The 14286-nt window shown below is 72.7% G+C and carries 13 protein-coding genes; 6 read left to right on the top strand and 7 right to left on the bottom strand.

Features of this window, described 5'->3' with window-relative positions; genetic code table 11:
* Positions 1-94: 94 nt before the first annotated feature.
* Positions 95-1048: a LysR family transcriptional regulator gene (locus I3F54_RS15615; RefSeq protein WP_240119352.1), complete on the bottom strand. Its 954-nt coding sequence runs from the start codon at positions 1046-1048 to the stop codon at positions 95-97.
* A gap of 121 nt (positions 1049-1169) precedes the next feature.
* Here I3F54_RS15615 and I3F54_RS15610 point away from each other — a divergent pair, with 121 nt between their 5' ends.
* The 6 genes from I3F54_RS15610 to I3F54_RS15585 are packed head-to-tail and all read left to right on the top strand — an operon-like array spanning position 1170 to position 7912.
* Complete coding sequence (locus I3F54_RS15610) at positions 1170-2042, top strand: xanthine dehydrogenase family protein subunit M (RefSeq protein WP_240119351.1); 873 nt, start codon at positions 1170-1172, stop codon at positions 2040-2042.
* Between the two features lies 1 nt (position 2043).
* Positions 2044-2568 (top strand): (2Fe-2S)-binding protein, encoded by a 525-nt coding sequence (locus I3F54_RS15605; protein WP_240119350.1) that lies wholly within the window; start codon positions 2044-2046, stop codon positions 2566-2568.
* Complete coding sequence (locus tag I3F54_RS15600) at positions 2565-4937, top strand: aerobic carbon-monoxide dehydrogenase large subunit (RefSeq protein ID WP_240119349.1); 2373 nt, start codon at positions 2565-2567, stop codon at positions 4935-4937. Before I3F54_RS15605 ends, I3F54_RS15600 begins: the two co-directional genes overlap by 4 nt.
* A 9-nt stretch (positions 4938-4946) precedes the next feature.
* Positions 4947-5873, top strand: coding sequence for an XdhC family protein (locus I3F54_RS15595; protein WP_240119348.1), 927 nt, complete (start codon positions 4947-4949; stop codon positions 5871-5873).
* Positions 5866-6774: a MoxR family ATPase gene (locus I3F54_RS15590; protein ID WP_240119347.1), complete on the top strand. Its 909-nt coding sequence runs from the start codon at positions 5866-5868 to the stop codon at positions 6772-6774. The genes I3F54_RS15595 and I3F54_RS15590 overlap by 8 nt, the downstream gene beginning before the upstream one ends.
* Positions 6767-7912 carry a VWA domain-containing protein gene (locus I3F54_RS15585; protein WP_240119346.1) on the top strand — a complete coding sequence of 382 codons (1146 nt, stop codon included), beginning with the start codon at positions 6767-6769 and terminating at the stop codon, positions 7910-7912. Before I3F54_RS15590 ends, I3F54_RS15585 begins: the two co-directional genes overlap by 8 nt.
* Positions 7913-8051: 139 nt before the next feature.
* On the opposite strand, the gene I3F54_RS15580 is transcribed toward I3F54_RS15585, so the two are convergent.
* The 6 genes from I3F54_RS15580 to I3F54_RS15555 form a co-directional block, all read right to left on the bottom strand.
* Complete coding sequence (locus I3F54_RS15580; protein WP_240119345.1) at positions 8052-8375, bottom strand: UBP-type zinc finger domain-containing protein; 324 nt, start codon at positions 8373-8375, stop codon at positions 8052-8054.
* Positions 8376-8780: 405 nt separating this feature from the next.
* Positions 8781-9800 (bottom strand): histidinol-phosphate transaminase, encoded by a 1020-nt coding sequence (locus I3F54_RS15575; protein WP_240119344.1) that lies wholly within the window; start codon positions 9798-9800, stop codon positions 8781-8783.
* A 3-nt stretch (positions 9801-9803) separates the two neighbouring features.
* Positions 9804-10823, bottom strand: a complete 1020-nt coding sequence (locus tag I3F54_RS15570; protein ID WP_240119343.1) for a 3-oxoacyl-ACP synthase III family protein — start codon at positions 10821-10823, stop codon at positions 9804-9806.
* Positions 10820-11473, bottom strand: coding sequence for an SRPBCC family protein (locus I3F54_RS15565; RefSeq protein ID WP_240119342.1), 654 nt, complete (start codon positions 11471-11473; stop codon positions 10820-10822). Before I3F54_RS15565 ends, I3F54_RS15570 begins: the two co-directional genes overlap by 4 nt.
* Positions 11445-13196 (bottom strand): thiamine pyrophosphate-binding protein, encoded by a 1752-nt coding sequence (locus tag I3F54_RS15560; RefSeq protein WP_240119341.1) that lies wholly within the window; start codon positions 13194-13196, stop codon positions 11445-11447. The genes I3F54_RS15565 and I3F54_RS15560 overlap by 29 nt, the downstream gene beginning before the upstream one ends.
* On the bottom strand, positions 13193-14209 hold the full coding sequence (locus I3F54_RS15555; protein WP_240119340.1) for a GlxA family transcriptional regulator: 1017 nt from the start codon (positions 14207-14209) through the stop codon (positions 13193-13195). The genes I3F54_RS15560 and I3F54_RS15555 overlap by 4 nt, the downstream gene beginning before the upstream one ends.
* Between the last annotated feature and the right edge of the window lie 77 nt (positions 14210-14286).

Below are 14286 nucleotides of genomic sequence, written 5' to 3'. Positions count from 1 at the left end.
CGGGCGGCGGGTGTACGGCAGGCCCGTGCAGGAAGGCGTGTCCCGGGCCGCGGCCGGGAGGGACCGCCCTCCCGGCGTGCCCGAGGACGGGCCCTCACGCTCCCCAGAGCGTGACGTGCACCGGGGGACGGAAGCGGGAGGGCGGGACGCCCACGCCGGGCGCGCGCATGATGCGGGTCGCCGCGGGCGTGTGCAGGAAGTGCAGGAACGCGTCGGTGGCCGGGGAGCGAAGCTCGGCCGGCAGGACCGTGGCATGCCAGGTAGCGTCCGACGGGGTGGCCGGGGTCTCCAGAACGCGCAGCTCGTCACGCCGGATGCGGGGCGACACCAGGTGGGCCGGCGCCGGGGCCACCCCCGCGCCCTCGGCGGCAGCCGCCCAGGTCGCGGCCTGGTTGGGGAACACCCACACGTGATCCTCGGCGACTCCGAGCCGGCGCAGCAGCCGCCCGGAGTCCGCGTCCGGGTCGGTCCCGGAGGAGTCGACCAGCCACGACCACTGCGGTGGCGGACCGGACGGCCGCGGTGCCCCGGCGCCGATCACCACCACCAGCTGGGTACGGAACAGCGGCTCGCTGACCGGTTCGCCCCTGCCGTAGGAGGCGCCGGGACGCGGACCGAGCGCGATGTCGGCCAGCCGGTTCTCCACCAGCACGCGTATCTCGTTGCCGGAGACCACCCCGAAGGAGGTCGCGGTCCTGCGCCCCGGGCGAGAGGCGAAGGCCTCCACGAGCGACGGGAGAACGAACTCGGCCAGCGTGCTCGTGGCGACGATCCGCAGTTCGTCGGGCGCGCCCCGGGCCGCCCGCACGGCGGCCTCGGCATCCGCGCTCAACGCGACCATCCGTGACGCGACCGGCAGCAGCCGTGCTCCGGCAGGCGTCAGACGCATCCCACCGCCGGGCGCGCGACGGATGAGCGGATCGCCGAAGTGGGTGCGCAGCGCGGCGAGCGCCTGTGACACCGCGGACTCGCTGACGTCCAGAGTCCGCGCGGCGGCGCTCACCGAACCGAGCCGGGCGACCAGCACGAACGAGCTGAGCTGTGTCACGGTCACAGATCCATCTTCTCCCGATGTCCGGATAAGTGAACACTTATCGGCCCATTGCGTGTCCTACATGGAGAGGAGCAGCATCAGCACAGCGACGGGAACAGCGTTCCGAGGAGGCCCGATGCAGGTTCCGGCTGCATTCCAGTACGAGAGGGCCGCAAGCCTTGAGCAGGCGATCGAGCTGCTCACCCGGTACGGCCCGGAGGCGCGGGTGGTGGCGGGCGGACACAGCCTGCTGCCCATGATGAAGCTGCGCCTGGCCCAGCCCGAAGCCCTGATCGACATCAACGGCCTCGGTGAGCTGGCGCTGATCCGCGTGGACGGGCACGACCTGGCCGTCGGCGCGATGGTCCGCCATGCGGAGCTGCTCGCCTCGCCGGTCGTCGGCGAGCACTTCCCCATCCTGCGGGACGCGGAACGGGTCATCGCCGATCCGCTCGTGCGCAACCGGGGCACGGTGGGCGGTTCGCTGTGCCAGGCCGATCCTTCGGAGGACCTGTCCGCGGCGTTCTCGGCGCTGCGGGCGACCCTGGTCGCCCAGGGCCCCGGCGGCAGGCGCACCATCGGCATCAGGGACTTCTTCCTCGGGCCGTACGAGACCGCGCTGCACGAGGCGGAACTCCTGGTCGAGATCCGCGTGCCCATCCGCTCGCACGCCAGCGCGTACCGCAAGGTCGAGCGTCGGGTCGGCGACTGGGCCGTCGTCGCGGCGGGAGCGGTGCTGGAGATCTCCGACGGCGTCATCACCGAGGCCGGGATCGGGCTGACCGCGGTCGGTGCCCCGCGGTTCGTGGCCGAGGGGGCCGAGGACCACCTGCGCGGCAGGCGGCCCGACGACGACGTCTTCGCCGAGGCGGGCCGGATCGCCTCGCAGGAGTGCAGGCCGACGGCGGACCAGCGCGGCCCGGTCGACTACAAGCGGCATCTGGCCGGGGAACTCACGACGAGGGCGCTGCACTCCGCTGCCGCACGCGCCCAGGGGCAGGAGGCGTGACATGCGGATCACCGTCACCGTGAACGGCGAGCAGTGCACGAGGGACGTGGAACCCAGGCTGCTGCTCGTCCACTTCCTGCGCGACGAACTCGGACTCACCGGCACCCACTGGGGCTGTGACACCTCCAACTGCGGGGTCTGCACCGTCTGGCTGGACGGGACGCCGGTCAAGTCCTGCACCGTGCTGGCGGTGATGGCCGACGGCCACGAGGTGAGCACGGTCGAGGGTCTGGCGAAGGGCGCCGAACTCGACCCGGTGCAGCAGGGCTTCGTCACCTGCCACGGGCTGCAGTGCGGCTTCTGCACACCGGGGATGATGATGACGGCCCGCTGGCTGCTCGACCACAACGCGGACCCCTCCGAGAAGGAGATCCGCGAGGCCGTCTCCGGGCAGATGTGCCGCTGCACCGGTTACGAGAACATCGTGCGCTCCATCCGCTGGGCCGCCGAGCACGGCGGCGGGGCACGCACGGCGGACACGGCCACCGAGCCGGTGCCCGGCCGCGAGGAGGAGGTGCGGGCATGACGACCACCGAGGAACGGCCGGTCGGATTCGGGCGAATGGTCCGCAAGGAGGACGCCCGGTTCGTCCGCGGCCACGGCACCTACGTCGACGACGTCCGGCTGCCCGGGATGCTGCACGGCGCGATCCTGCGCAGCCCGCTGGCGCACGCCCGCATCGTGTCCATCGACACCAGTGCCGCCGAGGCCCACCCGAAGGTCAGGGCCGTGATCACCGGCGAGACCCTGGCCGGTCTCGGGCTGGCCTGGATGCCCACGCTGTCGTACGACACGCAGGCGGTGCTCGCCACGGACAAGGTGCGCTTCCAGGGCCAGGAGGTCGCCTTCGTCGTCGCCGAGGACCGGTACGCCGCCCGGGACGCTCTCGAACTGATCGACGTGGAGTACGAACCGCTCCCCGCGGTCGTGGACGCCCGCCGGGCGCTCGACCCGGACGCGCCGCTGATCCGCGACGACAAGGACCACCAGAGCGACAACCACATCTTCGACTGGTCCGCCGGTGACGAGGAACGGACCGGCGAGGTCTTCGAGGCCGCCGACGTCGTGGTGGAGCAGGACATGCTCTACCCGCGGGTGCACCCGGCGCCGCTGGAGACCTGCGGCACCGTGGCGGACATGGACGCCATCACCGGGAAACTGACGGTCTGGTCCACCACCCAGGCGCCGCACGCCCACCGCACGATCTACGCGATGGTGGCCGGCATCCCGGAGCACAAGATCCGGATCATCTCCCCGGACATCGGGGGCGGCTTCGGCAACAAGGTCGGCATCTACCCCGGGTACGTGTGCGCGGTCGTCGGCTCCATCGTCACGGGCAAGCCGGTGAAATGGGTGGAGGACCGCTCGGAGAACCTGATGAGCACCTCCTTCGCCCGCGACTACCACATGCACGGTGGCATCGCGGCGACGAAGGACGGGAAGATCCTCGGCCTGCGCGTCCAGGTGATCGCCGATCACGGCGCGTTCAACGCCACCGCACAGCCGACGCAGTTCCCGGCCGGCTTCTTCGGCGTCTTCACCGGCTCGTACGACCTCGCCGCCGCATACTGCGCCGTGACCGGCGTCTACACCAACAAGGCCCCCGGAGGCGTCGCCTACGCCTGCTCGTTCCGCGTCACCGAGGCCGTGTACCTGGTCGAGCGCATGGTCGACCTGCTCGCGGACAGGCTGGGAACGGACCCGGCCGAGCTGCGCATGCGCAACCTGCTGCGGCCCGAGCAGTTCCCTTACCACACGCAGACGGGGTGGGAGTACGACTCCGGTGACTACCCGCGCGCCCTGCGGCAGGCCATGGACATCGCGCACTACGAGGACCTGCGCCGGGAGCAGGCCGAGAAGCGCGAGCGCGGCGAGCTGATGGGAATCGGCGTCAGCTTCTTCACCGAGGCCGTCGGCGCGGGCCCCCGCAAGCACATGGACATCCTGGGACTGGGCATGGCCGACGGGGCGGAGCTCCGCGTGCACCCGACCGGCAAGGCCGTCCTGCGGATCTCCGTGCAGTCCCAGGGGCAGGGCCACGAGACGACGTTCGCCCAGATCGTCTCCGAGGAGCTGGGCATCCCGCCCGAGGACGTGGAAGTGGTGCACGGCGACACCGACCAGACCCCGTTCGGGCTCGGCACCTACGGATCCCGCTCCACACCGGTCTCCGGCGCGGCGACCGCGATGGTCGCCCGCAAGGTACGCGAGCGCGCGAAGATCGTCGCCTCCGCGATGCTCGAGGTGAGCCCGGACGACCTCGAATGGGAGAAGGGCCGCTGGCACGTCGCGGGCGACCCCGACCAGGGAAGGAACATGGCCGAGATCGCGCTCGCGGCACACTCCAACCTGGAGCTGCCCGAGGGCGTCGAGGGACAGCTGGACGCGACGTGCGTCTACAACCCGCCGAACCTCACCTTCCCCTTCGGCGCGTACATCTGCGTCGTCGACGTGGACGCGGACACCGGGGTGGTGAAGGTCCGCCGGTTCGTCGCCGTGGACGACTGCGGCAACCGGATCAACCCCACGATCGTCGAGGGCCAGGTGCACGGCGGACTCGCCGACGGGCTCGGCATGGCGCTCATGCAGGTGATCGCCTTCGACGAGGAAGGCAACTGCCTCGGCGGATCGTTCATGGACTACCTCCTGCCCACCTCGGTCGAGTGCCCGCCCTGGGAACTCGGTGAAACCGTCACCCCGTCCCCGCACCACCCCATCGGTGCCAAGGGCATCGGTGAGTCCGCCACGGTGGGCTCGCCCGCCGCGGTGGTCAACGCCGTCGTCGACGCGCTGAAGCCGCTCGGCGTCCACCATGTCGACATGCCGCTGACTCCCGCCGCGGTGTGGCGGGCCGCCCAGGGCCGGCCGCTGCGCACCGACCTGGCGATCACCTGAGGCCGCACGATGACGGACACCGAACTCCTGGCCCGCGCGGATGTGCTCCGGCACGGCCGTACGCCGTTCGTCCTGGCCACCGTCGTCCACGCGGAACGGCCCACCAGCGCCAAGCCCGGGGACAGCGCGCTGGTGCTGCCGGACGGCACCGTCGAGGGCTTCGTGGGCGGCACGTGTGCCGAGACGACGGTGCAACTGCAGGGACTGCGGGTGCTGGAGACGGGCGAGTCGCTGCTGCTGCGGATCACCCCCAGCGCGGACACCGGTACCGAAGGCCCACGGGAGCCCGCCGAGGGCCTCCTCACCGTGGCCAATCCCTGCCTGTCGGGCGGCACGCTCGACATCTTCCTGGAGGCCAACCTCCCCCCGGCGCTGGCGTTCGTCCACGGAGACGCCCCCATCGCGCGCGCCCTGCTCGACGTCGGCCGTGCGCTCGGAACCGACGCCCGGCCGGCCGCACCCGGGCAGCCCCTGCCACCCGACCTGGGCGTCGTCGTCGTCGCCACGCACGGCCGCGACGAAGAGGACGCGCTGACCGAGGCCGCCCGAGCCGGGATCCCGTACATCGGGCTGGTGGCCAGCCCGAAGCGCGGCGCGGCGGTGCTCGCCGGGCTGGAACTCACCGACGAGCAACGTGCGCGCATCCACACCCCGGCCGGGCTGGACATCGGCGCACGGACCCCGGCGGAGATCGCGCTGTCGGTGTTCGCCGAGATCATCGCCCTGCGGCCGCAGGCGATCCCGGCAGGGCGCCCCGCAGCAGGAGCAGCCGTACCGCACCCCGTGGCCGAGAGCGTGGACCCCGTGTGCGGGATGACCGTGGCGATCACACCCGGCACCCTGTCACTGGACCGCGCCGACGGCAGGGTCTACTTCTGCGGGCCGGGGTGCCAGCACGCCTACGCCGACGACCCCTCCCGCTACGCGCATGCCTGACCCAGACGCCCTCGTCCCCGATGGCCCCGCCCTGCGCTCGCGTCTGGAGACGACGGGCTACCTGGCCGACGACGCGCTGGCCACGGCACTGCTGCTGGCCGTGCGCATGCGGCAGCCGATCCTGCTGGAGGGTGAGCCCGGCGTCGGCAAGACCGAGGCGGCCCGCTCGCTCGCCACCGTGCTCGACACCCCCCTGATCCGGTTGCAGTGCTACGAGGGGCTGTCCTCGGCCGAGGCGCTCTACGAGTGGAACTACCCGCGGCAGCTCCTGGCCATACGGCTGGCCGAGTCCCGCGGGGAGCCTCTGCGGGACGCCGACCTGTTCACCGAGGACTATCTGCTGCCGCGGCCGCTGCTCGCCGCGCTGTGCCACCCGGGCCCGCGGCCGGCGGTGCTGCTCATCGACGAGGTGGACCGTGCCGACGACGAGTTCGAGGCGTTCCTGCTGGAACTGCTGGCCGATGCCGCGGTCACCATCCCGGAACTCGGCACCCGCACGGCAGCCGTGCCGCCGGTGGCCGTCCTGACGTCCAACCGCACCCGGGACCTGCACGACGCGCTCAAGCGCCGCTGCCTCTACCACTGGATCGACTACCCGGACACCGCGCGGGTCGCCGCGATCATCCGCAGGCGGGTACCGGAGACGGCCGAGTGGCTCGCCGAGCGCGTGGCCCGCGGAGTGACGCGCCTGCGCGCCCGGCAGGGACTCACCAAGCCACCCGGCATCGCCGAGGCGATCGACTGGGCGGGCGCGCTGCGCGCCCTGGGGCTCGACGCGCTCGACGCCGACACCGCCGACCGCACCCTGGGGGTGGTGCTCAAGTACGCCGAGGACCTTCGGGCCGTACGCCGGGACGGGCTGGCCGAGCTGGTCGACGCGGAGCCGGGGACCGATGTCTGACCTGCCGGAGCTGGCCGCCTCCTTCACCGCCGCCCTGCAGGACGCGGGCATCGTGGTGGGCCCCGACCGCACCCGGAGCTTCGCCCGGGCCGTCACCGTGCTGGCGCCGTCGACCACGCGGGAACTGCGGTACTGCGCGCTCGCCACCCTTGTGTCCGAGCGTGCGCAGATCGAGCCGTTCGACGCGATCTTCCGGGAGGTCTTCGGCGCCCCGGCCGACCGTCCGGCACAGCGCGGGCAGCCCGGCGACCCGACCCGCGACCTCCTGAACACCGTGCCCGGCAGGGTCCCCGGCACCCGGCCGGGCACCGCGGACAGACGCCCGGACGCCGGCGCACAGTCCGGGACGGCACCCGTCCCCCTCGCGGCCAGTCCACTCGACCGGCTCGCGGACCGCGACTTCGCGGAGTTGTCCCCCGAAGAACTGGCCCGGCTCTCCGAGGTGATGCACACCCTCGTCCTGCGCACCCCGACCCGGCCGTCCCGGCGACGCCGCACAGCCCAGCGCGGCGCGCGCATCGACGTGCGCCGCACCCTCTCCGCCAGCAGGCGCACCGGCGGCTACCCGCTGCGGCTGCGACGCTTCGTGCCCCGCACCCGCCCTCGCGACCTCGTCGTGCTCTGCGACATCTCGGGATCGATGGAGCCGTACGCGCGTGCGATGCTGCAGCTGCTCTACTGCGCCTCCCGCGCCGCTCACGCCGAGGTCTTCACCTTCGCCACCCGGCTCACCCGCCTCACCCCCGTCCTGCGCCGGTCCGGGCCGGACGACGCCCTGGCCCAGGCCGGACGGGCGGCCCCGGACTGGTCCGGGGGCACCCGGATCGCGGACTGCCTGGCTGAGTTCAACGAGCGGTTCGGCCGGCGCGGCATGGCGCACGGCGCCGTGATCGCCATCATCTCCGACGGCTGGGACACCGGTGCGCCCGCCGACCTCGCCACGCACATGGCACGGCTGTCCCGGGTCGCCTACCGCGTCGTATGGGTCAACCCGCGCACGGCCAGCCCGCGCTACCGTCCCCTCGTGGCCGGCATGGCAGCGGCACTGCCCTACTGCGACGCCGTCGTCAGCGCCCACAGCCTCGCGGCCCTGGACGACTTCACCGCCGCACTGTCCGCCCCGCGCCGCCGCCGATGACCCCGCGCGGTCGGCGCCGTGGCCTCGCAGGCGGGGCACCGGCCCGCGGCAGGGGGACTCCGGGGGACTCCGGCCCGGACGGGGACCGCGTCCCGCACAGCCGGGGACCGCGTCCGCACACCCGGGACCGGGCCGGTGCTCACCGCGGCCACAGGTACACCTCGTCGGCATGGCACCACGCCCACCCCCGGCCCGGCCGCGCGCACCCCGTTCCGAGGCAGCGGGCGACCGGATGCCCGGTGGACTCGTGGTGCGCGGTCGCATGCGCTCCGCGTGAGCTGTCGCAGCAGCCGAGATGCCCGCAGGTCAGGCAGAGCCGCAGCCCGACCCACGCCCACCCTCTGCGCGCACACTCCCGGCACAGAGGGTCCCCCGCCTCCGGGGCCGGACCGATCTCGTCGACATGCGCGCAGTCGCGGCCCTCGGGCCGTCCACCGTCGGGTGCCACCCTCCATCGGCCCATGACCCGCACTCCCTTCGCCCCGCCGCGCACGTCCACCGTGCCGCGCCTCTGTGAGCATGCTTCCGTCCGCATGCCACCCACGGTTGCGCCCACGGGCGGGAGCAGCCGCGTCCCCCGTCCACCAGGGGGGACGCGGCCCGACCCATCCGCCGGGCCGACCGTGACGGATTACCGGTGAGGGCCTGCGGCAGCGGCCCTCCGAGCGCCCGCCCGCGCGAGGGATACGGGAAGGGCGGGCAGCTCCGGGGCCCCGCCCGACGCGCGGGGCCCCGTTGCCCGGTGGACGCGGGCGGAGGGGCGTGCCGAGCCCCGCCCGGTTGCGGGGGAGCGGCACACGCGCGGCGCCGGACATCCGGGTTCCTGGGGTGGGGCGGGAGCCCCTTCCGGAGGGTGCAGGGGCGCGCTTCACGCCCGCGGCGCGATCCGCCGGGCGCTCAGTCCCGCCAGCGCCGTCAGCACGGCGTCGTTGGCCTCGCGGTTGCCCACCGTGAGCCGGATTCCCTCGCCGGGGAAGTGGCGCGCCTGGACACCGGCGTCGGCGAGTGCAGCGGCGCCCTCGTCGACCGGATCGGGGGCGGCGAGCCAGACGGAGTTGGCGTGACCGGGGCTCACGCGCCAGCCGGCGGCGGCGAGTTCACCCCCGAGCCGTTCCCGTTCGGTGACGACGGAGTCCACGCGCAGGCGCAGCTCGCTCTCGGCCCGCAGGGAGGCCTTCACCGCCGCCGTCGCCACCGCGTTGATCCCGAAGGGCAGTTGCTGCCGGCGGATCCGCTCCACCAGCTCGGCGGCCCCGAGCCCGTAGCCCACCCGCAGGGCGGCGAGGCCGTAGGCCTTGGAGAAGGTGCGCAGGACCAGCAGGTTGGGGTGTGCGTCCAGGAGCGAGGGCGCATCGGGCAGCTGGGTGTCGCGGGCGAACTCCACGTACGCCTCGTCCAGGAGCACGGTGGTGCGGCGGGGCACCTGGTGCAGGAACGCCGACAGCGCATCGGCGGTGACGAGGCTTCCGGTGGGGTTGTGGGGACTGCAGAGCACCACGACGCGCGTGTGGTGGTCGACCGCGGCGAGGAGGGCATCCAGGTCCTGGTGCCCGTCCGGTGTCAGGGGCACGGGGGCGGACCGGGCACCGACCATGGACGCCAGGAGGGGGTAGGCGTCGAACGTGCGCCAGGCGTAGGCCACCGTGTCGCCGGGCCGGACCACCGCCCGGAGCAGTTGCAGGGCCACGCCGACCGAGCCGCTGCCGACCGCGACCCGCTCGGAGGGCACCCCGCACCACGTGGCGATCGACTCGGTGAGGTCGTCGGGACGGAACTGCGGATAGCGGTGAGCCTGCGCGACCGCCCGCTGCATCGCCTCGCGGACCGTGGGCAGTGGGGGATACGGGCTCTCGTTGAGCGCGAGCCGGTGCATCACGGGGATGTCCATGGCTCAGTCGCGTCCGCCGTGCCAGCGGACCGCGACGGCACCGGCGAAGTCGCCCGCGTGGGCGAAACCCCCGAGTACCACCAGGTCCCCGTCCTCCACCTCGCCGGAACCGATGGCGCGGTCCAGGGTGACCGGGATCGCCGCTCCGAACAGGTTGCCGTACTCGTCGAAGGTGTTCAGGTGCCGCTCGGCGGGCAGTTGCAGCGCCTCCCGCCAGTTCCGCAGGAAGGTGCGGTTGGGCTGGTTGGTGATGAGGACGTCGATGTCGGAGGTCGCCACGCCCAGTCGGCGGCACAGGTCCGCGACCACCTCGGGAACCAGCCGGTTACCGCGCGCCAGGACCTTGGCGACACTGGCGTCGGTGAACCCGATCCGCAGCTGGGACTCGCCCGGCTCCCAGTACTTGCGCCCGTCGTCGACGGCCACGGTCATGTCACCGGCGTACTCCCCGAGGTGCCGGGTCTCCACGTCGAGGATCGGCGACTGCGCCGACGTCGTCACGTACCCCACACCGCACCCGTCGCCCGGGATCGCCGCCTGGGCGAGTCTGCGCACCTCGGACTGGGTGAACCACTGCCCGGCGGCGCTCTGCGCGTTGCAGATCAGCGCGGTCCTCGCGTCGGTGGAGGTGAGGATCTGCCGCGCCAGCTTCATCATGTGCACGAAGGACGCGCAGCCCGCGTTGGCCACGTCGACGAGCCACTCCGGATTCAGGCCCAGCCGTCGCGCCACCTCGGTTCCGGCGCCCACGAACGGCAGGTCCGGCAACTGACTGTGCACCAGCAGCACGTCGACGCCCCGGATCTCCGCCGCGCCGTGCCGTTCGATCAGGGGCTGTACGGCGCGTTCCACCATGTCCGCGTTGGTCTCGTCCCCGGCCACGTGGTGCCGTAACGGTGGGACCCTGAACATGGGGTTGTCGCGGAGCTTGTCCTCGGCTCCGGGGTAGTCCGTGTAGAACTCCGCGGGGACCGGCTCGCCGGGCAGGTAGGCGGCGACGTCGGTGAGGCTGACCGTCGTCACCGCGCCACCGTCCTCGCCGGAGCCGAACCGATCGGCAGACCGCGCCGGTGACGATGCTCCAGGATGGCCTTGAGGTTGCGCATCTCCACCGTGTGCCCGGCGTAGAAGAGGTCCCAGTAGTCGCCCACCCAGGGCCGGTCCGCGCGGGGAGCCAGATCGGGGTGCGGGTTGCCGTCGTAGTACGGGTGCCGGCAGTTGGTCCAGGTGATCACCGAGCCCGGCTTGTCGAGCACCAGCCGGGCCGGGACGACACGCATCAGGTAGATCATCCACAGCTTCTCGCCCTGGTCCCAGGAGCAGTGGTAGTCCACGGTCATGGCCTCGGGGTTCGCGAGCACCCTGCAGTAGATCCTGGTGTCGTCCTCCAGCCGGTCGTGACCGACCCACAGCCCCGGTGTGCCGGTGGGGGCGAAGTCCCGCAGGCTGCAGGTCCACTCCTCCAGGTGGTGTCCCTGGCGCAGGTAGTCGTAGGCCTGCTCCGGGGGGCAGTCGACGTACTCGTGGATGGTGCAGTACTGCCCGTAGACCTGATGGTGGGGGTAGACCGCGTGGGTGAGCTCCATGCAGTGGGCGGTCAGTTCCTCCTTGCCGGTGTTCTCGATGCGGACCAGACCGGGGATGTCAGCCAACGTGGACGACGTGTCGCTCATCTGAACCCTCCTTGCTCTTGACGGCTTCGGTGAAGGACTGGAAGGGAAGGAACGGGGGAATCTCCCGCGGGTCGCAGGCCACCGAGACCAGCGCCGGGCCGCCGCCCGCGTTGCCGCGCAGCAGTGCCGCGCGCAGCTGCGCCGCGTCGGTGGCTTCCGTGGCCCGCAGCGACGGGAAGGCGGCGGCCACGCCGGCGGCGAGGTCGGTCCGGGCGAACAGGTCGTCGTCGCGGACCCCGCCCTGGAGGAACTCCTCCCGCAGCGCGCACATGGCGTGGGCGTTGTTGTTGAAGATCACGAACGTCACGGGTGCGCCGTACTCCACGGCGGTGTGCACCTCCATCCCGTGCATGAAGAAGGATCCGTCGCCCGCGAGGACGTAGGTGCGTCGGCCGGTGGCGAGCGCGGCACCGATACCGGCACCGAAGGTGTAGCCCATGCCGCCCATGCCGACCGCCACCACGAAGCGGCCGTGGCGCGGTGCCGGAAGCAGGTGGATGGCGCTGGCCCCCGCGTTGCCGGCGTCCACGAAGACGTGCGCGTCCTCGGGGAGCGCCGCCTCCACCGCGGCGACTGCCCGGGCATGGGGGACGGTTCGCCCGAGCGCCCGAACGAGCGGAGCCGGTGTGGGGGTGGGAAGGGGGCCGGAGTGAGGCGGGCAGGGGAGTGGGCGCGACGGCAGCCCGGAGGCAACCGCGCGCAGCGCGTCCCGTAGGTTCCCGCCGAGGGCGGTGCCTGCCACGAACGGCGGTTCGGGCCCGAGACAGACGACGTCGGTGCCGGCCAGGGCCCGGTCGAGGCCGCCGCGGGCCAGGAGCGGAAGCCGCGTACCGGCGAGCAGGCACAGGTCGGCCCGCCGCAGGCAGGCCTCGACGTTGGCGTGGCCCATCACGCCGGCCACTCCGGCGAACCGGGGGTCACGGTTGTCGAAGACGTCCTTGGCGTCCGGGGTGACCGCCACCCACGCCCCGAGGCGCCGGGCCAGTTCGGCCAGATCTCCCCGTGCGTCGGCGGCGGCGACGCCCTCACCGGCGATGACGAGGACGCGACCTGCCTCGCGAAGGGCGTCCGACACGGCGCTCACGGCAACCGCGTCGAGTCGTGCCACGGATGTCGTCGAGGGGTCGTTCGGCGGCGGGGCGGCGGCGCGGGCAGGCACGTGGATCAGCGCCTGCTGCACGTCCTTGGGCAGCAACAGCACGGCCGGTCCGCGCGGCTCGGCCTGTGCCGCCTCGACGGCCCGGGGCAGCAACTCCGCCAGCGAGTGCGGGTCGTCGACCCGCGCGCAGAACCGGGAGAGGGGCGTGAAGATCTGCTGCGCGTCGAAGGAGCCCGACTTGCCGCTGGAGTCCTGGAACGCTCCGAGCCCTTCCTGGTCCGTCGGCGGCTGGCCCACCAGGGCCAGCACGGGCACCCGCGAGGCATGAGCCTCCGCCAGGCCCGGCACGAGGTTCATCGCCCCGCCGCCCGAGGTGGCGGCGACGACGCCGAGGCGCCCGGTGGTACGTGCGTATCCGTCGGCCATGGTGACGGCGGAGAACTCGTGTTTGGCGACGACGCCCCGGATGGCGCCGCCGCGGTGCACGGCGTCGTACAGGTCCTCGATGTTCGCACCGCCCACGCCGAACAGGTGGGTGACGCCGGCCCCGGCGAGCGCCGAGGCCAGGTGGTCGACCAGGCGTAACGGTTCCGCTGTGCGTGGTTCCGGAGCCGTGGTGGTCATACGGGGCTTTCCTCCCTCTCGTGGTGCCGGTCGATGAGGCCGGATGGCGCGATGACCTGGAAGCGGTGCCGGTACTCGGTGGGGGTGAGCCCCAGGGTGCGTCCGAAGGACCGGAAGAACGTCTCGGTCGCGGGGAACCCGCAGCGGCCGGCTATCTGGCCGATCGTCAGGTCCGTGGTCTCCAGCAGGTCGCGTGCGCGGGCGATGCGCGTCCGCTCGACGTACTGGCCCGGTGTCATGCCCACCTCGCGCCGGAAGACCCGGGCGAAGTTGCGCTGGCTCATGTTGGCCTGCCGCGCGATCTCGGCCACCGGAAGCCGGATGTCCAGATGGTCGTGGATCCACTCCTGCGCCGCCCGGATCGGCGGATGGTCGGCCAACTGGGCGTCGAGGACGGCGCTGTACTGCGACTGCCCTCCGTGCCGCTTGAGGAACAGCACCAGGAACCGTGCCGTCTCCAGAGCGAGCGCCGACCCGTGATCGGCCTCCACCAGGGCCAGAGCCATGTCGATGCCCGTCGACACGCCCGCGGAGGTCACGAAGGGGCCGTCCCAGACGAAGATCGGCTCGGCGTCCACCGTCACCTTCGGATAGCGGCACGCCATCGCCTCGCTGTACGCCCAGTGCGTGGTGGCGCGCCGGCCGTCCAGGAGGCCGGCCTCGGCCAGCAGAAAGGATCCACCGCAGACGGAGGCGACTCTGCGGGACCGGGCCGCCGCCCGGCCGATCCAGGACACCAGCGCCCGGTCCCGGAGCGCGTTGTCGAGACTCCAGCCGCCCGGCACGAGGAGCGTGTCGATCGGCCCCTGTCCCGCCTCCAGCGGCGAAGCCCCCACCACCACCCCCGAACTCATCCGCACCAGTGGTGCGTCGGCCGAGACGAAGTCGGCCCGGTAGGGGGTGCCCGTAGGGCCCAGGAGCCGGTTCGCGGTATCGAACACTTCAATCGGTCCGGTGATGTCCAGGGCCATCGCGCCCGCATACACCACCACCACAACACGTCGCTCAGACACAGTCACAGCCTGTATCGAACATCGCACTGGCTGCAATGACGGATTACTGACGGATCCGGCCAGCGCAGGGTGCCGGG

Source organism: Streptomyces sp. MUM 2J (genome assembly GCF_022414535.1).
Taxonomy (GTDB): domain Bacteria; phylum Actinomycetota; class Actinomycetes; order Streptomycetales; family Streptomycetaceae; genus Streptomyces.
This window is presented reverse-complemented; position numbering and strand designations above follow the sequence as displayed.